This is a genomic window from Kaustia mangrovi, assembly GCF_015482775.1.
Lineage (GTDB): Bacteria > Pseudomonadota > Alphaproteobacteria > Rhizobiales > Im1 > Kaustia > Kaustia mangrovi.
Genome location: NZ_CP058214.1, coordinates 4,326,426 through 4,345,841, shown reverse-complemented (window position 1 = coordinate 4,345,841; position 19,416 = coordinate 4,326,426). Strand labels below are relative to the sequence as shown.

At 68.7% G+C, this 19,416-nt stretch carries 18 protein-coding genes and 1 pseudogene; 14 read left to right on the top strand and 5 right to left on the bottom strand.

All coding sequences use genetic code 11. From position 1 onward, the window contains the following. The first annotated feature begins 7 nt into the window (after positions 1-7). The 6 genes from purL (at position 8) to HW532_RS20490 (ending at position 5,469) form a co-directional block, all read left to right on the top strand. The gene (gene purL / locus HW532_RS20515; protein WP_213162234.1) at positions 8-2,215 is read left to right on the top strand and encodes a phosphoribosylformylglycinamidine synthase subunit PurL; all 2,208 of its coding nucleotides are present in this window, start codon (positions 8-10) and stop codon (positions 2,213-2,215) included. A 43-nt stretch (positions 2,216-2,258) separates the two neighbouring features. After that, positions 2,259-2,495, top strand: a complete 237-nt coding sequence (locus HW532_RS20510) for a BolA family protein (protein ID WP_213162233.1) — start codon at positions 2,259-2,261, stop codon at positions 2,493-2,495. Between the two features lie 45 nt (positions 2,496-2,540). Then, on the top strand, positions 2,541-2,876 hold the full coding sequence (grxD, locus tag HW532_RS20505) for a Grx4 family monothiol glutaredoxin (RefSeq protein ID WP_213162232.1): 336 nt from the start codon (positions 2,541-2,543) through the stop codon (positions 2,874-2,876). Between the two features lie 369 nt (positions 2,877-3,245). Continuing rightward, positions 3,246-4,496, top strand: a complete 1,251-nt coding sequence (locus tag HW532_RS20500) for an MFS transporter (RefSeq protein ID WP_213162231.1) — start codon at positions 3,246-3,248, stop codon at positions 4,494-4,496. Positions 4,497-4,502: 6 nt separating this feature from the next. Beyond that, positions 4,503-4,904: a hypothetical protein gene (locus tag HW532_RS20495; protein ID WP_213162230.1), complete on the top strand. Its 402-nt coding sequence runs from the start codon at positions 4,503-4,505 to the stop codon at positions 4,902-4,904. A gap of 280 nt (positions 4,905-5,184) precedes the next feature. Next, the gene (locus HW532_RS20490; protein ID WP_425491900.1) at positions 5,185-5,469 is read left to right on the top strand and encodes an usg protein; all 285 of its coding nucleotides are present in this window, start codon (positions 5,185-5,187) and stop codon (positions 5,467-5,469) included. A 72-nt stretch (positions 5,470-5,541) separates the two neighbouring features. On the opposite strand, the gene HW532_RS20485 is transcribed toward HW532_RS20490, so the two are convergent. The 4 genes from HW532_RS20485 to xseA form a co-directional block, all read right to left on the bottom strand. After that, positions 5,542-6,042 carry a hypothetical protein gene (locus tag HW532_RS20485; RefSeq protein ID WP_213162229.1) on the bottom strand — a complete coding sequence of 167 codons (501 nt, stop codon included), beginning with the start codon at positions 6,040-6,042 and terminating at the stop codon, positions 5,542-5,544. Positions 6,043-6,152: 110 nt separating this feature from the next. Continuing rightward, entirely contained in the window at positions 6,153-6,770 is a 618-nt protein-coding gene (rpsD, locus tag HW532_RS20480) for a 30S ribosomal protein S4 (RefSeq protein ID WP_213162228.1), read from the bottom strand. A 262-nt stretch (positions 6,771-7,032) separates the two neighbouring features. Continuing rightward, entirely contained in the window at positions 7,033-7,875 is an 843-nt protein-coding gene (gene murI, locus HW532_RS20475; protein ID WP_246479336.1) for a glutamate racemase, read from the bottom strand. A 29-nt stretch (positions 7,876-7,904) separates the two neighbouring features. After that, on the bottom strand, positions 7,905-9,467 hold the full coding sequence (xseA, locus tag HW532_RS20470) for an exodeoxyribonuclease VII large subunit (protein ID WP_213162227.1): 1,563 nt from the start codon (positions 9,465-9,467) through the stop codon (positions 7,905-7,907). A gap of 123 nt (positions 9,468-9,590) precedes the next feature. Here xseA and purD point away from each other — a divergent pair, with 123 nt between their 5' ends. The 4 genes from purD to HW532_RS20450 all read left to right on the top strand — a co-directional run bounded on the left by purD (position 9,591) and on the right by HW532_RS20450 (position 13,838). Then, positions 9,591-10,868, top strand: coding sequence for a phosphoribosylamine--glycine ligase (purD, locus tag HW532_RS20465; RefSeq protein WP_213162226.1), 1,278 nt, complete (start codon positions 9,591-9,593; stop codon positions 10,866-10,868). A 75-nt stretch (positions 10,869-10,943) separates the two neighbouring features. Continuing rightward, positions 10,944-11,840, top strand: a complete 897-nt coding sequence (locus HW532_RS20460) for an alpha/beta fold hydrolase (protein WP_213162225.1) — start codon at positions 10,944-10,946, stop codon at positions 11,838-11,840. A gap of 56 nt (positions 11,841-11,896) precedes the next feature. Then, the gene (locus tag HW532_RS20455; protein WP_213162224.1) at positions 11,897-12,982 is read left to right on the top strand and encodes a phosphotransferase family protein; all 1,086 of its coding nucleotides are present in this window, start codon (positions 11,897-11,899) and stop codon (positions 12,980-12,982) included. A gap of 10 nt (positions 12,983-12,992) precedes the next feature. Continuing rightward, entirely contained in the window at positions 12,993-13,838 is an 846-nt protein-coding gene (locus tag HW532_RS20450) for a patatin-like phospholipase family protein (protein WP_213162223.1), read from the top strand. A 25-nt stretch (positions 13,839-13,863) separates the two neighbouring features. Here HW532_RS20450 and HW532_RS20445 read toward each other — a convergent pair whose 3' ends face one another. Next, on the bottom strand, positions 13,864-14,295 hold the full coding sequence (locus HW532_RS20445) for a nucleoside deaminase (RefSeq protein ID WP_213162222.1): 432 nt from the start codon (positions 14,293-14,295) through the stop codon (positions 13,864-13,866). Between the two features lie 131 nt (positions 14,296-14,426). Here HW532_RS20445 and HW532_RS20440 point away from each other — a divergent pair. The 4 genes and pseudogenes from HW532_RS20440 to lspA all read left to right on the top strand — a co-directional run. Next, positions 14,427-15,176, top strand: a pseudogene (locus tag HW532_RS20440) (pseudouridine synthase); the annotation flags it as partial. Positions 15,177-15,219: 43 nt separating this feature from the next. Next, positions 15,220-15,780: a 16S rRNA (guanine(966)-N(2))-methyltransferase RsmD gene (gene rsmD, locus HW532_RS20435; RefSeq protein WP_213162220.1), complete on the top strand. Its 561-nt coding sequence runs from the start codon at positions 15,220-15,222 to the stop codon at positions 15,778-15,780. An 84-nt stretch (positions 15,781-15,864) separates the two neighbouring features. Further along, positions 15,865-18,792 (top strand): isoleucine--tRNA ligase, encoded by a 2,928-nt coding sequence (gene ileS / locus HW532_RS20430; protein ID WP_213162219.1) that lies wholly within the window; start codon positions 15,865-15,867, stop codon positions 18,790-18,792. Beyond that, positions 18,785-19,324: a signal peptidase II gene (lspA, locus tag HW532_RS20425; RefSeq protein WP_246479335.1), complete on the top strand. Its 540-nt coding sequence runs from the start codon at positions 18,785-18,787 to the stop codon at positions 19,322-19,324. Before ileS ends, lspA begins: the two co-directional genes overlap by 8 nt. Positions 19,325-19,416: the final 92 nt, after the last annotated feature.

The window sequence follows — 19,416 nt, the reverse complement described above, 5'->3', positions numbered from 1 at the left end:
CCCGACGATGTCCATCCCCAACGAAATCCAGATCACGCCCGAGCTCGTCGCCGAGCACGGGCTGAAGCCGGAAGAGTACGACCGGATCCTTCAGCTCATCGGCCGCGAGCCGACGCTGACCGAGCTCGGCATCTTCTCCGCCATGTGGAACGAGCACTGCTCGTACAAATCCTCCAAGAAGTGGCTGAAGACCCTGCCGACGGCGGGGCCGCGCGTCGTCCAGGGCCCGGGCGAGAACGCCGGCATCGTCGATATCGGCGAGGGGCTGGTCTGCGCCTTCAAGATGGAGAGCCACAACCACCCCTCCTATATCGAGCCCTATCAGGGCGCGGCGACCGGGGTCGGCGGCATCCTGCGCGACGTCTTCACCATGGGCGCGCGCCCCGTGGCGGCGCTCAACGCGCTGCGCTTCGGCGCACCGGACCACCCCCGGACGCGCCACCTCGTCTCCGGCGTGGTCGCCGGCATCGGCGGCTACGGCAATTCCTTCGGCGTGCCCACCGTCGGCGGCGAGGTGAACTTCCACCCGCGCTACAACGGCAACATCCTCGTCAACGCCATGGCGGTGGGGCTGGCGCGCGCCGACGGCGTGTTCTATTCCGAGGCCCGGGGCGTGGGCATGCCCATCGTCTATCTCGGCTCCAAGACCGGGCGCGACGGCATTCACGGCGCCTCCATGGCGTCGGCCGAGTTCGACGACAACTCGCAGGAGAAGCGCCCGACCGTGCAGGTCGGCGACCCGTTCTCCGAAAAGCTCCTGCTGGAGGCGTGCCTGGAGCTCATGGCGAGCGGCGCCGTCATCGCCATCCAGGACATGGGGGCCGCCGGCCTCACCTGCTCGGCGGTGGAGATGGGGGCGAAGGGCAATCTCGGCATCGATCTCGATCTCGACAAGGTGCCCTGCCGCGAGGACGGCATGTCCGCCTACGAGATGATGCTGTCTGAGTCCCAGGAACGCATGCTCATGGTGCTCAAGCCCGAGCTGGAGGCGCAGGCGGAGGCCATCTTCCGCAAATGGGACCTCGACTTCGCGGTCATCGGACACACCACCGACACGCTGCGCTTCGTGGTCAAGCACCAGGGCGACGTCATGGCCGACCTGCCGATCAAGGAGCTCGGCGACGAGGCGCCGGAATACGACCGGCCGTGGGTGGAGCCCGTGGCGCGCGCCGACGTCTCCGCCGACGAGATCCCCGCGCCGAACGATCTCGGCGAGGCGCTGGCGAAACTCGTCGGCAGTCCGGATCTCTGCTCCCGGCGCTGGGTGTGGGAGCAGTACGACCATTACATCCAGGGCAACACCGCCCAGCTTCCCGGCGGCGACGCCGCGGTGATCCGGATCGACGGCACCTCGCGCGGGCTCGCCATGACCGTCGACGTCACCCCGCGCTATGTGGAGGCCGACCCCTTCGAGGGCGGCAAGCAGGCGGTCGCGGAGTGCTGGCGCAATATCACCGCGGTCGGCGCCGAGCCCATCGCGGTGACCGACAACCTCAATTTCGGCAATCCCGAGCGCCCGGAGACGATGGGCCAGTTCGTGAAGGCCGTGGAGGGCATCGGGGCGGCCTGCCGCGCGCTCGACTTCCCCGTGGTCTCCGGCAATGTGTCGCTCTACAACGAGACCAACGGCCAGGCGATCCTGCCGACGCCGGCCATTGGCGGGGTCGGGCTCATCGCCGACATCTCGCGCATGGCCACCCTCGCCTTCAAGGCGGAGGGCGAGGTCATCCTGCTGGTCGGCGGCCACGGCACCCATATGGGCAGCACCGCCTATCTGCGCGAGATCCATGGGCGCGAGGACGGACCGCCGCCGCCCGTGGATCTCGAGACGGAACGCCGCCATGGCGATTTCGTGCGCGCGCTGATCGCCTCCGGGCGCGTGACCGCCTGTCACGACATCTCCGATGGCGGGCTCGCCGTCGCGGTGGCGGAAATGGCGATGGCCTCCGGCCTCGGCGCGCGCCTGCAGATCGAGGCCGACCGGATGGACGCCGCGCTGTTCGGCGAGGACCAGGCACGCTATGTCGTCACGGCGCCCGCGGGCGAGGCCGCGGAGATCGTCGCGGAAGCCGAGGCCGCCGGCATTCCGGTCGACAGCATCGGCGCGGTCGGCGGCGAGGATTTGACCGTGGCCGGCGCGCTCACCATATCCCTTGTGGATCTGACGGCAGCGCACGAAGCCTGGCTCCCCAGCTACATGGACGCCGGGGAATGAGCGTGACACACTGGCGCAAGACCAACTGACGGAGGCGACGCCCATGGCAATGGACGCAAACGAGATCGAGCGGCTGATCAAGGAGGCCCTGCCCGATGCCCGGGTCGAGATCCGCGACCTGGCGGGCGACGGGGACCACTATGCCGCGATCGTCGTGTCCTCCGCCTTCAAGGGCAAGAGCCGCGTCCAGCAGCACCAGCTCGTCTACCAGGCGCTGAAAGGCGCCATGGGCGGCGAACTCCATGCGCTCGCCCTGCAGACATCGCCGCCGGAGGAATAGGGTCCCTACACCCGGCTACACGCCTTAATCGATGAGGACGATCAGATGAGTGACATCAACGCCTGGATCGACAACGCGGTCAAGACCAACGACGTCGTGCTGTTCATGAAAGGCACGCCGCAGTTCCCGCAATGCGGGTTCTCCGGCGCCGTGGTCCAGATCCTGGACTATCTCGGCGTGCCCTATCAGGGCGTCAACGTGCTGGAATCGGACGATCTGCGCCAGGGCATCAAGACCTATTCGGATTGGCCGACCATCCCGCAGCTCTATGTGAAGGGCGAGTTCGTGGGCGGCTGCGACATCCTGCGCGAGATGTTCCAGTCCGGCGAGCTCCAGCAGGTCTTCACCGAAAAGGGCATCGAGACGCGCCAGAGCGCGTGACCCGTTGCCGAAGCGGTACGGTAGTCCCGACCTCCCCGCCAGCGGGGAGGTCGGCGCGCTTTCGCGCGAGACGATCCGAAGTCTCCTCCCCTTGCCCCGTCCCGACTGCGACAGAGGCGGGAGCCGTGGCCGCACGCTACGACATCAATTTTCTTGATTTAATTCGTCAGTTTTATTCGATTGCCGAACCCTTGGCGGTCGCATAGGCTTGAGAGCCTGCTGTTCTGCCTGCCCATGACAGGCGGGCGCTGCTGTCCACGCGCGGCGGCGGCGCCGTTCCCCGGTATCAGAGACCCATTTCTTTCTGCGTGTCCATCGCCTGCAAGCGCGGGCGGCCCCATCCGCGCCAGAGCTTGAAGAGAGAACGCCATGACGACATCTCCCTCTCCGGACGCCCTGCCCTTCTGGCAACGGCCCGCAACCATCATCGTCGCCGGCTGCCTCATCTGTCTCACGAGCTTCGGCGTACGCTCGAGCTTCGGGCTGTTCACGGCGCCGATCTCCGACGCCCATGGCTGGCCGCGCGAGGTGTTCGGCCTCGCGCTCGCGCTGCAGAACCTGCTCTGGGGCGTGGCCCAGCCCTTCGCCGGCGCCGCCGCCGACCGGTTCGGCACGGCGCGCGTCCTGGCCGTCGGCGCGCTGATCTACGCGACGGGCGTGGCGCTCATCCCCTATTCCGACACGCCGGGCCTGTTCTATCTCTCCGCGGGCATGCTGAGCGGCATCGGCATCGCGACGGCCTCCTTCGCCATCGTCATGACGGCGTTCTCGCGGCGCATGCCGCCGGAGCGCCGGTCGTGGGCCTTCGGGATCGCCACCTCGGCGAGCTCGCTCGGCCAGTTCGTCTTCGCCCCGCTCGGACAGGCCTTCATCGCCGCCTATGGCTGGCAGACGGCAATGCTTCTGCTCGCCGTCCTCCTGCTCTTCTGCCTGCCGCTGACCATGGCCCTGCGCGGCAGCGCGAGCGACAGCACCAATGCCGACGACGCCTCCGACCCGGAGGTCACGCTCGGCGGCGCCCTCGCCTGGGCGCTGCGCTACCGCTCCTATGTGCTCCTCGTCTTCGGTTTCTTCGTGTGCGGCTTCCAGCTCGCCTTCATCACGATCCACATGCCGCCCTATCTCACCGAGAGCGGCATCGGCGCGGGCGTCGCCGCGGGCGCGATCGCCATTGTCGGGCTGGCCAATGTGGCCGGCTCCTACATATCGGGCATATTGGGCGGGAGGCTGTCCAAGCGCTATCTCCTGAGCGCGATCTATTTCGGCCGTGCCGCCGCGATCACGGTCTTCCTGCTCGTGCCGCTGTCGACGGTGAGCGTCTTCGGGTTCGCCGTGGTGATGGGGCTTCTGTGGCTGTCGACCGTGCCGCCCACGGCGGGGCTGGTCGCGCTCATGTTCGGCACGCGCTATATGGGCATGCTCTACGGCATCGTCTTCTTCAGCCACCAGGTCGGCTCGTTCCTCGGCGTCTGGCTGGGCGGCGTCCTCTATGACCGCATGGGCAATTACGACGCGGTGTGGTGGCTGTCCGTCGCGCTCGGCCTGTTCGCGACCCTCGTCCACCTGCCGATCCGCGAGGCGCGCGCGCCCGGTGCCGTCCGCGACAGCGCGACGGCCTGACGGGCCATGGCGGGCGGGCGCCATACGGGATCGGGCCGCAGCGGGCACCGGCTCGCGCTGGTGCTCGGGACCGGTATCGTGCTCGCCTGGCTCGGCGCAATGACGCTTGCGGTGCGCGATGCCGCCCTGCCGCCGGAGGCCACCGGCACCGTGCTCGCCGTGTTCCCCTCAAAGCTCGGCGACGACGCGGCCTTCGCGGCCATGACGCGTGCCGGGGGTCGGCCGATCCGGCCGACATGGCTGCCGGGCATCTGGGTGGTCTCGGGCGATGAGCCCGGCTTTGCCGGACGGCTCGAGGCGGAAGGCGCCGTCGGCGTCTATGGCGACCTGCCCATCGGCCCGCAACTCGCCGGCTGCTTCGCCTGGGTGAACACCAAGGTGGTCAAGCTGGTCGATATGAGACCCTGAACCGAGAAAGCCCCGCACGGGTCCTTCCGCGCGGGGCTCTCCTGGCGTCCTGTGTCCGGGGTCGGACGTCTCCGGGTCAGAAGTCCATGCCGACGATTTGGAGCCACGCCTGGCACTTTCAAGAGGAGAGTGCCAGAAATTGTTAGCAGCACTTTTAGTGTGATGCTAACATATTGATTATCAAGAATAATTTACACAATAATCCTTGACCGGACACGTCATGCGCGCACAATTCCAGAAGCCGTCCCGGCTGCACCATGCTTGTGAGGAGGATCGCGACGTGACCGAAACCGTGACGACCGAAAGCGACATGTCCCGCCAGTTGCAGGGCTACAGCCTGACCACGGCGGAAATCCTGTATCACATGCCGGATCATCCGGGCCTGCTGCAGTCCTTCCTGTGGCAGAACTACGATCTGGCGCCGCGCTTTCCGCGGCTGATCGGCTTTCTGGACTTCTGGGCCCACAATCTGGATGGCACGCTCGCGCAGGTCTGCGTGGCCCATCGCGAGCTCGTCTCGCCCGCGCAGATGCGTCTCGTCGGTTCGGAATGGCGGCTGAACTGAGCGCTCCGCGGCGCTCCTCCGGCATGCGAGGAGCCGGCTACGCCCCGGGCGTCACGGCCCGGGAGACAGGCGTCACGACGACGTCTGGCCGGCGGACGGCGTGGGCTTCTTCGCAGGGGTCGGCGTTGCGGGTGTCTGCGCCTGTGCGGGTGCCGGCGCCTGCGTCCCGCCCGATGTCTGGGCCACGCCCGGCGGCGGTGCGGTCTCGACCACGATCTTCTTCTGGCCGCCATCCTTGACGACCTCGAAGCAGGAGACCTCGTAGATCGCCATCGCGTCGTATTCGGACGGCCTCGGGGTCGCGGCCCCGCGGCGCGCGGCCTTCTCGCACTGGTCGAGCGAGGGGAACGCCGCATAGGTGTCGCGCATCATCTTGTCGGAGGTCGTGCTGCGGAAGACGATGACGGGGACATAGACGATCGGCGTGGACTGGTCCGCCACGACGATCTTGGGATCCTTGATGGCCGGCGCCTCCTCGGCCTCCAGCGCGGCCTGCTCCTCGGGCGAGGTCGCACAGCCGGCCAGCGCAGCAGCGAGCGCAAATGCCGCCCCAGCCTTCAACACTCCGCGCATGGCTGCTCCCTGCCTGTTAGGACGCCCAGCCGCCCGGCCCCCGCAAAGCAAAAGCGGGCGTGCAGATCTCCCCGAACCGCACGCGCCGCATGATGTCAGGTCGACAGACCTTATCGCGAATAGAACTCGATGACCAGATTGGGCTCCATGTGCACCGGATAGGGCACATCGGCGAGCGCCGGAACGCGGGTCATGGCCGCGGTCATCTTCTTGTGGTCGGCCTCGATATAGTCCGGCACGTCGCGCTCGGCCATCTGGGTCGCCTCGAGCACCATCGGCAGCTCGCGCGACTTCTCGCGCACCTCGATGACGTCGCCGACCTTGACGCGGTAGCTCGGAATGTTGACCCGCCGGCCATTGACCTTGACGTGGCCGTGATTGACGAACTGGCGCGCGGCGAAGACCGTCGGCACGAACTTCGCGCGGTACACCACCGCGTCGAGACGCTGCTCGAGAAGGCCGATCAGGTTCTCCGAGGTGTCGCCGCGCATCCGCGTCGCACGCTCGTAGATGCCCTTGAACTGCTTCTCGGTGATGTTGCCGTAATAGCCCTTGAGCTTCTGCTTGGCGCGCAGCTGGATGCCGAAGTCGGACAGCTTGCCGCGGCGCCGCTGGCCATGCTGGCCGGGGCCGTATTCACGGCGGTTCACGGGGCTCTTCGGGCGGCCCCAGACATTTTCGCCCATACGGCGGTCGAGCTTGTACTTAGCCCTGTCGCGCTTGCTCATCGATCAATCTCCAAATCCCGAGCGTCTGACAAAAACCTGCCTTCCTCTGCCGGACTGTCCGGCCAACAGACAAGGGGCCCAAGCGCGTCGAGCACAATCGTCGCAGGCAGGCGTGAAGCATGGGCACGCGTCGCCACCTTCCGGCGGACCTGCCCAAGCCGCGATCAGATACAGCCCCCGCCCGCAATGTCAAACGCAGGGACCCGGCCCGCCATGGGCCATCCCGAAAGGCCGGCGGCAATGCGGGAGCGGCGCCGGGCCGCTATTGCGAATCGAGCCACTGCCGCCCGGCGGCGGCGATGGCGAGCTCCCGGTGGGCGGTGAAGCCGAACCGGGCATAGGCCTCGAAGGTCTCCGCCGTGAGCACGGGCGAGGTGACGATCACCGTGTCCGCCGCGATATCGGCGCCGCTTGCGCCCGGCGCGCCGCCGTTCTCGAGCAGCTGGGCGACGCGGCGCGCGATCGCCGAGGCGGGATCGATGAAGGTCACGGGCCACGGGCTCGCCGCCTCCAGCTCCGGCAGCAGCAGCGGATAGTGCGTGCAGCCGAGCACGACGACATCCGTGCGCCCCCCGCCCCGGCGCTTGTAGACCGACCGGATCTCCCGGCGCAGGGCGTCCCTCGCTGGCGGATGCCCTTGCAGCTTCGCCTCCGCGAGGCGCGCAAGGCCCGACGAGCCGTGCACGACGACCGTGCAGTGATAGGCATAGGTGTCGATGAGCGCGCGGGTATAGTCGCGCCGCACCGTCCCCGGCGTGGCGAGCACGCCGATCACGCCGCTCCTCGTCTGCTCGGCGGCGGGCTTGATGGCCGGCACCGTGCCGACGAACGGAATGTCGAACCGCGCCCTCAGGGGCTGAAGTGCCAGCGTGCTGGCGGTGTTGCAGGCCACGACCACCGCGTCGGGGCGCACCGCCTCGACAAGGCGCTCCATCACCGAGAGGATGCGCCGGACGAGAAGCGGTTCCGCCCAGTCCCCATAGGGAAAGGCCGCGGTGTCGGCGGCATAGACGAGCTCCGCCTCCGGCAGGCGCGCGCGCACCGCCCGGGCGACGGTGAGGCCGCCCATGCCGGAATCGAACAGCAATATGCGATGGCCGCGCACCCGTTTTCTCCGAAGGGGTCCTCCGCCGGTCAGAACAGCTCGCCCTGACCGGGCCCCTTTGCCGGCTTCCGCGGCCTGGCGGGCTGCGGTCTGGCCGGCTTGTCCGACGGCGCGCCGTCTGCCGGCCCGGCAATGCGGGCGGCGACGCGGCCATCCTGGAACTCGATCTCCAGATCGGCGCCCGGGCTCGTCTCCCCCGCCCGGCGCACGGGCCGGCCCGTCCCGTCGCGCACCAGCGCGAAGCCGCGCCCCAGCACGGAGCGGTAGCTCAGCGACTCAAGAAGCTTCGCCTGTCCGTCGAGCTGGCGGCCGACATCGTTAAGCCGGCGGCGCATGGCGCGCCCCCCGCGCCCGTCGAGCTCGCCGAGCCGCCTGCGCCCCTCGACGATCACCTGGCGCGCGGAGACCGCAAGCCCCCGGGCGAGCCGGTGGCTGCGCGTCTCCAGACGCTCGCGCTGGCGCTCGATGAGGCTCGTGAAGGTGCGCGGCGTCAGGCGTGCCGTCGCCTGGACCCAGCGCGTGCGGTGATGCTGCGTGTTGGCCTTGAGCGCACGCCCGAGCCGGCCCGATGCCGTGTCGAAGCGCTGGCGGGCCAGACCCAGAATATCCTCCGGGCGCGGCAGGCCGCGGGCCGCGGAGCGCACGCGGGTGCGCCGCTCCTCGAACAGCCGGGAGAGCGCCCGGCGCTCGCGCGCACCGAGATCGGCGACCGTGGCCAGAAGCTCGCCGCGCACCGGCACCGCGCGCTCGGCGGCCGCCGTCGGCGTCGGTGCGCGCTCGTCGGCCACATAGTCGATGAGCGTCCAGTCGGTCTCGTGGCCGACCGCGGAGATCAGCGGGATATCGCTGGCCGCCGCCGCGCGCACGACCTCCTCCTCGTTGAAGCCCCACAGATCCTCTATCGAACCCCCGCCGCGCGCGACGATCAGCACGTCGGGCCTCGGGATCGCGCCGTCGGGCGCCAGTGCGTTGAAGCCCCTTATCGCGGCCGAGACCTCGCCCGCGCAGCTCTCCCCCTGGACCCGGACCGGCCAGACGATCACGCGGCGGGGGAACCGGTCGGCGAGCCTGTGCATGATATCGCGGATGACGGCGCCGGTCGGCGAGGTCACCACGCCGATCACGCGCGGAAGATAGGGCAGCGCCTGCTTGCGGTCGGGCGCGAACAGCCCCTCCGCCTCCAGCGCCTTGCGGCGTTCCTCCAGAAGCGCCATCAGCGCGCCGCGCCCGGCGGGCTCCATCTGCTCGATGACGATCTGATAGCGCGACTGGCCGGGAAAGGTGGTGATGCGGCCCGTGACGATCACCTCCAGCCCCTGCTCGGGCTGGATGCGCAAGGTGCGCGCGACGCCGCGCCATATGACGCCGGACAGCACCGCCCTGTCGTCCTTCAGGTCGAGATAGACATGGCCGGAGGACGGCCGGCTGACGCGGCCCAGCTCGCCGCGCACGCGCACATGGCCGTAGGCGTCCTCCAGCGTGCGCTTCAGCGCCTGGGAAATCTCGCTGACGGAAAATTCGGCGACGTTCGGCTGGCCGGCCTCCGCCGGCTCGCCGAGCGGCCAGTCCGCCATGGGGTCGTCATTCGGCATCGGGGGCCACGCGAATCCTGTTCCGTTCGCGCCATCAAATGCTAGAAAGGGCCGCGCTTCAAGGGCGCCGTCCGGACATGGGCGCGCGCGTTTCCCGCTTTTGTTGAGAATGAAAGGCAGAGCATGAACGTCCTTGTCATTGGTTCGGGTGGGCGCGAGCACGCGCTGTGCTGGGCACTGTCGGGAAGCCCGGAGCTGGAAACGCTCTATTGCGCGCCCGGCAATGGCGGCATTCAGGACGTCGCGGCCTGCGTCGATCTCGATATCGCGAACCATGGCGACGTCATCCGGTTCTGCCGGGACAATTCGGTCGGCTTCGTGGTCGTCGGCCCCGAGGCGCCGCTCGTCGACGGGCTGGTGGACAGCCTCGCCGATGCGGACATCAAGGCCTTCGGCCCGACGCAGGCGGCGGCGCGGCTGGAGGGCTCCAAGGGCTTCACGAAGGACCTGTGCGCGCGCTTCGGCATTCCCGGCGCGGCCTATGCCCGCTTCACCGACGCCGGCGCCGCGAAGGCCTATATCGCCGATCGGGGCGCGCCCATCGTCGTCAAGGCTGACGGGCTTGCCGCCGGCAAGGGCGTGGTCGTGGCCGAAACGGTCGACCAAGCCCAGGACGCCGTCGACGAAATGTTCGCCGGCGCCTTCGGCGAGGCCGGCGCGGAGGTCGTGGTCGAGGAGTGCCTCGTCGGCGAGGAGGCGAGCTTCTTCGCGCTGGTCGACGGCGAGACCGCCCTGCCGCTCGCCACCGCGCAGGACCACAAGCGCGTGGGCGACGGCGACACCGGGCCCAATACGGGCGGCATGGGCGCCTATTCGCCGGCTCCGGTCATGACGGAGGAGATGTGCGCGCGGACCATGCGCGAGATCATCGAGCCCACCGTGCGCGCCATGGCCGAGATCGGCGCGCCCTATCGCGGCGTGCTCTATGCCGGGCTCATGATCACCGCCGACGGGCCGAAGCTCATCGAATACAATGTCCGCTTCGGCGATCCGGAATGCCAGGTGCTCATGATGCGCCTCAGATCGGACTTCCTGATCGCGCTTCTCGCGGCCTGCGACGGGGAGCTGAAGGATTTCGATCTGAGATGGTCCAATGAGAGCGCGCTGACCGTGGTGATGGCCGCGAAGGGCTATCCCGGCGCGTATGAGAAGGGATCGGAGATCCGCGGCCTCGACAAGGCGGCCACGCTGGAGGGCGTGGAGATCTTCCATGCGGGCACGAAGCGGGAGGGCGATTCGCTGCGGGCCGCCGGCGGGCGCGTGCTCAATGTCTGCGCGCTCGGGCCCACCGTCGCGGATGCGCGCATGAGGGCCTATGCCGCCATAGACCTCATCGACTGGCCGGAAGGCTTCTGCCGCGGCGACATCGGCTGGCGGGCCGTCGACCGGGAGGCCGGTTGATCTGTCATCGTCTTGCCCCCATGCTTTGGCCCTCGCGCCAATGTGATGTGACGACCGAGCGGGGGTGAACCCACGATGAGCGAACTTTTCCCGGATTTCGAGGAGCGATGGTTCGAGACCTTCGGCGCGGACATCTTCGCCCGCATCGGAGGCTCCGGCCCGCCCCTCGTGCTCCAGCACGGCTATCCCCAGACACACGCCATGTGGCACAGGATCGCGCCGGCGCTCGCGGAACGGTTCACGGTGATCATGCCGGACCTGCGCGGCTACGGCCTGTCCTCCTGCCCGCCCAACGATCCCGACAACTTCGCCTATTCGAAGCGCGCCATGGGCCAGGACATCGTCCAGCTCATGAAGGAGCTGGGCTATGAATCCTTCGCGTTTGCCGGCCACGACCGGGGCGCGCGGGTCGGCTACCGGCTGGCGCTCGACGAGCCGGCGCGGGTGGAGAAGCTCGCCGTGCTCGACATCGTGCCGACCCACACGATGTGGCAGAACATGAACCAGCATCTGGCGATGAACGCCTATCACTGGCTTTTCCTCGCACAGCCGCACCCGCTGCCGGAGCTCCTGATCGAGCAGCGCTCGGTGGCCTATCTCGACCATACGCTGGCGAGCTGGACGGCAGCGAAGGACCTGAGCGCCTTCGACGAGCGCGCGCTCGCGGAATATCGCAGCTTCTATTCCATCCCCGAACGCATCCACGCCACCTGCAACGACTACCGCGCCGGACAGACCTACGATCTCGCCGCCGACGAGGCCGATTTCGAGGCCGGCCACAAGATCCGCTGTCCGGTGCTGGCCATGCCGGGCAGCTCCGGCTTCCCGTCGGGCGTCACGATCTCCACGGAAGCGGCCTGGCGCGAATGGGCGAATTCGGTGGAGGTCGTCACGCTCGATTGCGGCCATTTCGTCGCCGAGGAGGCGCCGGAGGCCACGCTCAAGGCCCTGCTCGGCTTTCTGGAGGATTGAGCCTCGGCCGCGACGCCCGCACAATGGCGGTTCGGACAGAGGGTCAGGAAGGGCGCATGGACCGTATCGACCGTCAGAGCGAGTTTTCCGGCGTACGCGAGGTGCCCGACGCCCTGCGCATCGACGAGGCGCGGCTGGCGCGCTGGCTCGAGGCCCATGTGGAGGGGTTTGCCGGGCCCGTTACGGTGGAGCAGTTCAAGGGCGGCCAGTCGAACCCCACCTATCGCGTGACCGCCGCCTCCGGCCGCTATGTCCTGCGCCGCAAGCCGCCGGGCACGCTTCTGCCGTCGGCCCATGCGGTCGACCGGGAATACCGCGTGATCTCCGCGCTCCACGGAACCGGCTTCCCCGTGGCGAAGCCCCATGCGCTGTGCGAGGACGAGGGCGTGATCGGCACCGCCTTCTACGTCATGGACCATGTCGACGGGCGGGTGATCTGGGAGCCGCATATGCCGGCGTCGGATCCTGGCGAGCGCGCAGCCGTCTACGACCGGCTCAACGAGACCATCGCGCGGCTCCACACCATCGACTACGAGGCCGTGGGCCTTTCCGATTTCGGCAAGCCCGGCGGCTATGTCGCCCGCCAGATCCGCCGCTGGTCGCAGCAGTACAGCGCGTCCGCGACGGAGGATGTCGCGGAGATGGACCGGCTGATGGCCTGGCTGCCCGGCGCCTGCCCTGAGGATACGGGCGCGGCCATCGTCCATGGCGATTTCCGGCTCGACAATGTGATCCTCCACGAAAGCGAGCCGCGCGTGCTCGCGGTGCTCGACTGGGAGCTCGCGACCCTCGGCGATCCGCTCGCCGACTTCACCTATCACCTGATGCAGTGGCGCATGCCGCCGTCGGAGACCGGCGCCGGCGTCGGCTCGCTCGTCGGCCACGACCTCGCCGCGCTCGGCATTCCCGACCTCGACAGCTACACCGCGCGCTATTGCGAGCGCACGGGCCGCCGGCGCCTCGAAGGCTTCGACTTCTACTTCGCCTACAACTTCTTCCGCATGGCCGCGATCTTCCAGGGCATCGTGGCGCGTGCGCGCGCCGGCAACGCCGCCAATCCGAAGGCGGAGGCGATGGCGAGCCAGGTGAGACCCATGGCCGAGACCGCCTGGCACTATGCCCGGCGCGCCGGCGCCAGCTAGGGGGCCGGAGATGGCCGACCGCCCATATCCCCGGATCGGACTGGCGCTCGGCGGCGGCGGTGCGCGCGGGCTTGCCCATATCGCCATACTGGAGGCCTTCGACGAGACGGGCGTACGCCCCGCCGCGATCGCCGGCACCAGCATCGGTGCGCTGATCGGCGCGGCCTATGCCGCCGGCTATTCCGCCCGCGAGATCCGCACCCATGCGGAAGGCGCGCTCGCCAACCGGATCGAGGCCGCCCGCCGTTTCCTCGGCGATTCGCGGGTCAAGATGCTCGACCTCATCAATCTCAGGCCGTTCTCCGGCGCGCTCTTCGAGGGCCAGGCGCTCGCCCGCCTCGCCCTGCCGGAGATCATGCCGGAGACCTTCGACGAGCTCGCCATCCCGCTCACCCTCATGGCGACGGATTTCTACGGGCGCAAGGAAGTCGCCCTGAAGAGCGGGCCGCTCATTCCCGCCGTCGCCGCCAGCATGGCGCTGCCGGGCCTCGTCTCGCCGCAGACCATAGACGGCTGCCTGTTGATCGACGGCGGGGTGACCAACCCCCTGCCCTTCGACCATCTGGAGAATGTCGACGTCACCATCGCCGTCGACGTCACCGGCCGCCCGGTGCGCGAGTCCGACGAACCGCCGAGCGGAACGGAGCTGTGGTTCCGGTCGGCCATGATCATGGAGCACCTGATCGTCCAGGCGAAGATCGAGCGCCGCGCGCCGGACATGCTGATCGTGCCGGATATCGACGAGTTCCGCGTGCTGGAGTTCCTCAAGATCCGGGAGATCCTCGCCGGCTCCGCCCCGGCCAAGGCGGAGCTGAAACGGGCGCTCGAAAAGCTCCTGCAGTCGCAGACGGCCTGAGCCTCCGGCCCCTGCCGGGCGGGTCCTACCGGCGCCCCGCGAAGAAGGCCTTGAGGAGATCGGCGGCCTGCCGCTCGCCGATGCCGCCATAGACCTCCGGGCGGTGATGGCAGGTCGCCTGCGCGAAGATCCGGGGCCCGTGGTCGACGCCGCCCATCTTCTCGTCCGCCGCGCCGTAATAGAGCCGGCGGATGCGGGCAAACGAGATCGCCGTGGCGCACATGGCGCAGGGCTCAAGCGTCACATGGAGGTCGCAGCCCGTCAGCCGCTCCGAGCCGAGCCGCGCGCAGGCCTCGCGGATCGCCAGGAGCTCGGCATGCGCCGTCGGGTCCTTCAGCTCCAGCGTGCGGTTGCCGGCGCTGGCCAGCACCTCGCCGCCGGGGCCCGACACGACCGCGCCGACCGGCACCTCGCCGCGTTCGGCGGCGGCGCGCGCCTCCTCAAGCGCCAGATCCATCGATTTGCGTGCGGGGCCCTGCATGACGGGCGCGAGCTTTACCCCGCCGGTCCCGGGCGTCAAGCGGCATGCGAGGCGACGTGCGAGAGCGCTGTTGCATCGCGCCGCCGTTCCGGTATGACATCGCCCGCATGTCAGACCCCAAATCCGATAACACCGCACCGCCGCCCGGCGACCGGATCGCCAAGGTGATCGCACGCGCCGGCGTCTGCTCGCGGCGCGAGGCGGAGCGCCTGATCGAGGCCGGCCGCGTCAGCCTCAACGGCCGGGTGCTCTCCTCGCCTGCCGTCAATGTGACGCCCGCCGACACGGTGCTGGTCGACGGCGAGCCGATCGCGGAGCCCGAGCCCGCGCGGCTGTGGCGCTATCACAAGCCCGTGGGGCTGGTGACGACGCACCGCGACCCGCAGGGCCGCGCCACGGTGTTCGACCACCTGCCCCAGACCCTGCCGCGGGTGATCTCCGTCGGCCGGCTCGACATCGCGTCGGAGGGCCTGCTGCTCCTGACCAACGATGGCGAGCTCGCCCGCCGGCTGGAGCTGCCCTCGACCGCCTGGACGCGGCGCTACCGGGTGCGCGCCCATGGCAGCATCGACCAGGCCGGGCTCGACCGCCTGAAGGCCGGGATCACCATCGACGGCGTGGACTATGGCGCCATCGAGGCGGCGCTCGACCGGGTGCAGGGCACCAATCTGTGGCTCACAATGGGCCTGAAGGAGGGCAAGAACCGCGAGATCCGGCGCGTTCTGGAGCATCTGGGCCTCAAGGTGAACCGGCTGATCCGCATCTCCTACGGCCCCTTCCAGCTCGGCGACCTCGCCCGCGAGCAGGTTGAGGAGGTGCCGAGGCGCGTCCTGCGCGACCAGCTCGGCACCCGGCTCGCCAAGGGGCTCACAGGGCTTGAGCCGCCGAAGGACAAGCGCCATGCGCATCGTCGGCGGCCGTCATAGGGGCACGGCGCTCAGCGCGCCGAAATCCCGCGCCGTGCGCCCGACCAGCGACCGCACCCGCGAGGCGGTGTTCAACATCCTCGCCCACGGCGCGGCGGCCATCGAGCTCGAAGGCGCGCGCGTGCTCGACCTGTTCGCGGGCACCGGCGCGCTGGGGCTGGAGGCTCTCTCGCGCGGCGCGCGCTTCTGCCTGTTCATCGACAATTCGTCGGAGGGCCGCGCGCTCGTGCGGCACAATGTCGAGACGCTGAAGGCGACGGGCGCTGCCAAGATCTGGCGGCGCGACGCCACGCGGCTCGGCGACGTCGCGCCCATGCAGCCCTTCGATCTCGTCTTCGCCGACCCGCCCTATGGCCGGGGGCTCGGTGCGGCGGCGCTCGCCTCGGTGCTCGCCGGGGGATGGCTGGCGCCCGGCGGGATCGCCCTGCTGGAGGAGAGCGCGGAGGCCGAGATCGCCGTGCCGCCAGGGCTTGCGGCGGTCGACCGGAGGGTCTACGGCGATACCCAGCTCCTGTTCCTGAAGCGGGAGGACTGAGCGCCCATATGGATTGTTTGGCCCATCGTTGATAGAAGACGCTCCAGACGACGCTTGAAGAATTCCTGGGACAAGCCGGAAGCAATGAACGACATGACCGCGGACAGCACACAGGCAGACGGGCTCGACTATCGCAAGACCCTGTTCCTGCCCAAGACCGATTTCCCCATGCGCGCCGGGCTGCCGAAGAAGGAGCCGGGGCTTCTGGAGCGCTGGGAGGAGATCGGCATCTTCGAGCGGATGCGCACGGAAGCGAAGGGCCGCGAGCTGTTCGTCCTGCATGACGGCCCGCCCTATGCCAACGGCAACATCCATATCGGCACGGCGCTCAACAAGATCCTCAAGGACATGATCGTGCGCTCCCAGCAATATCTGGGCAGGGACTCCAACTATGTGCCCGGCTGGGACTGCCACGGCCTGCCCATCGAATGGAAGATCGAGGAGCAATACCGCGCCAAGGGCCTCGACAAGGATGCCGTGCCGGTCAACGAGTTCCGCAAGGAATGCCGCGACTTCGCCGAGCACTGGATCGACGTCCAGCGCGCCGAGTTCAAGCGTCTCGGCGTGATCGGCAACTGGGAAGATCCCTATCTCACCATGAGCTTCGGGGCAGAAGCTCAGATCGCACGCGAACTCATGAAGTTCGCCATGACCGGCCAGCTCTATCGCGGCTCCAAGCCCGTCATGTGGTCGGTCGTGGAGAAGACGGCGCTCGCCGAAGCCGAGGTGGAGTATTACGACCACACCTCCGACACGATCTGGGTGAAGTTCCCGGTCAGCGGCGGGACCGGCCTGCTTGCCGATGCGAGCATCGTGATCTGGACGACGACGCCATGGACGATCCCCGGCAACCGGGCGATCAGCTATTCCTCGCGCATCCCCTATGGCCTCTACGAGGTGACGGCGGCACCGGAGGGCAACTGGGCAAAGCCCGGCGACAAGCTCGTGATCGCCGACAAGCTCGCCGCCGCCGTGATGGGCCAGGCCCGCGTGGAGGCCTATGAGCGCCGCGGCGACGTCTCGGCGGACGATCTCCGGGGCACGACCTGCACCCACCCCCTCGCCCCGCTCGGCTACGGCTTCGACGTGCCGCTGCTCGACGGCGACCATGTGACCGACGAGGACGGCACGGGCTTCGTCCACACCGCTCCGGGCCACGGCGCGGAGGACTTCGAGATCTGGATGGAGAACAAGGCGGCGCTGGAGAGGCGCGGCATCGACACGACCATCCCTTACACGGTTGATGCCGACGGCGTCTTCACCGACGACGCGCCGGGGCTCGCCGGCCGGTCCGTCCTCACCTCCGAGGGCGAGAAGGGCGACGCGAACCAGGCGGTCATCGACGCCTTGACCGAGGCGGGCATGCTGGTCGCGCGCGGACGGCTGAAGCATCAGTATCCCCATTCCTGGCGCTCCAAGAAGCCGGTGATCTTCCGCAACACGCCGCAATGGTTCATCTCCATGGACCGCGACCTCGACGGCCCCGGCGACACGCTGAGGACGCGTGCGCTGAACGCCATCGACGACACGCGCTTCGTGCCGCGCAGCGGTCAGGCGCGGCTGCGCGGCATGATCGAGCATCGCCCCGACTGGGTGATCTCGCGCCAGCGCGCCTGGGGCGTGCCCATCGCCGTCTTCGTGAACCGGGACACCGGCGAGGTGCTCCAGGACGAGGCGGTGAACGCGCGCATCGCGCAAGCCTTCGAGGCGGAGGGCGCGGACGCCTGGTTCGCCGATGGCGCGACGGCGCGCTTCCTCGGCAACGACTACGATCCGGAGGACTGGGACCAGGTCACCGACATTCTCGATGTCTGGTTCGATTCCGGCTCGACCCACGCCTTCGTCCTGGAGAAGCGGCCCGATCTCAAATGGCCGGCGGACGTCTATCTGGAGGGCTCCGACCAGCATCGCGGCTGGTTCCATTCCTCGCTGCTGGAATCCTGCGGCACGCGCGGGCGCGCGCCCTACGACGCGGTCGTCACCCATGGCTTCACCATGGCGGAGGACGGGCGCAAGATGTCGAAGTCGCTGGGCAACCAGGTCTTCCCGCAGGACATCATCAAGCAGTATGGCGCCGACATACTGCGCCTGTGGGTCGCCTCCTGCGACTACACCGAGGACCAGCGGATCGGCGCGGAAATCCTCAAGGCGACGGCGGAATCCTACCGCCGCCTGCGCAACACCATGCGCTTCATGCTCGGCAATCTCGCGGACTTCTCCGACGAGGAGCGGATCGCCGTGGAGGACATGCCGGAGCTCGAGCGCTACATGCTCCACAAGCTCGCCGTGCTCGACGGGCAGGTGCGCGAGGGCTATGCGGCCTTCGATTTCCGCCGCGTCTTCACGCGCCTGTTCAACTTCTGCACGGTGGATCTCTCCACCTTCTATTTCGACATCCGCAAGGACACGCTCTACTGCGATCCGGCCTCGTCCGTCGCCCGCCGCGCCTGCCGCACGGTGATGGACGCGCTGTTCGAACGCCTGACGATCTGGCTTGCCCCCCTCCTTCCCTTCACCATGGAGGAGGTCTGGCTGTCGCGCTTCCCCGACGATACGTCCGTCCATCTGCGCCTCTTCCCCGAGCCCGTCGAGGGCTGGCGCGACGACGCGCTGAACGCCAAGTGGGAGAAGGTGCGCAAGGTGCGCCGCGTGGTGACGGGCGCGCTCGAGATCGAACGCGCCGACAAGCGGATCGGGGCGAGCCTGGAGGCCGCGCCGGAGATCCATGTCTCCGACCCCGCCCTCTACGAGGCGGTGAAGGATGTGGACCTCGCCGAGATCGCCATCACCAGCCAGGCGACGCTCGTCGAGGGCGAGGGCCCGGCGGACGCCTATCGCTGGGACGACGTCCCGGGCGTCGCGGTGGTCTCGCGGCTGGCGGAGGGGCGCAAATGCGCGCGCTCCTGGAAGATCCTGCCGGAGGTCGGCTCAGATCCGGAGTTCCCCGATCTCACCCCGCGCGACGCCGCCGCCGTGCGCGAGTGGCTTGAGCGCAATCCGGCCGATGCCTGACCGCACGACGACGGAGCCGACCATGGCGAGCGCCAACTGGCGTATCTGGGGCGCGCTGAGCCCGCTCGGGCTCACCATCGCCGTCTTCGCCTTCGTGGCGGACCAGGCGCTCAAATGGTGGTTTCTGGGCCCGTTCGACATCGCGGCGCGCCAGCCGGTCCGCGTGACGGGCTTCCTCGACCTCGTGCTCGTGTGGAACTACGGGGTCAGCTACGGCCTCCTCGCGCGGGACTCCGACCTCGGGCGCTGGGCGCTCATCGCGCTGATGGCCGGGATCGTGGCGGTGCTCGTCGTCTGGCTCGCCGGCACCGCGCGGCCTCTCGCCGCATCCGCCTTCGGGCTGGTGATCGGGGGCGCCGCCGGCAACATCGCGGACCGCGTCCTGTATGGCGCGGTGGCGGACTTTTTCAGCTTCCACGCCTATGGATTTTATTGGTATGTCTTTAATCTTGCGGATGTCATGATTGTTGCAGGCGTCGGTCTGCTTCTGTATGACTGGTGGCGTGATCGTCGGGTCGTCGGGGCGGAGTGACGCGACAAGACACGGTTTCGCCCTGAAGTCAGGGCAAGACAGTTTAGCAAACGACGATACCGAGGAGAGGGATCGCCATGGTTCGCGCAGCC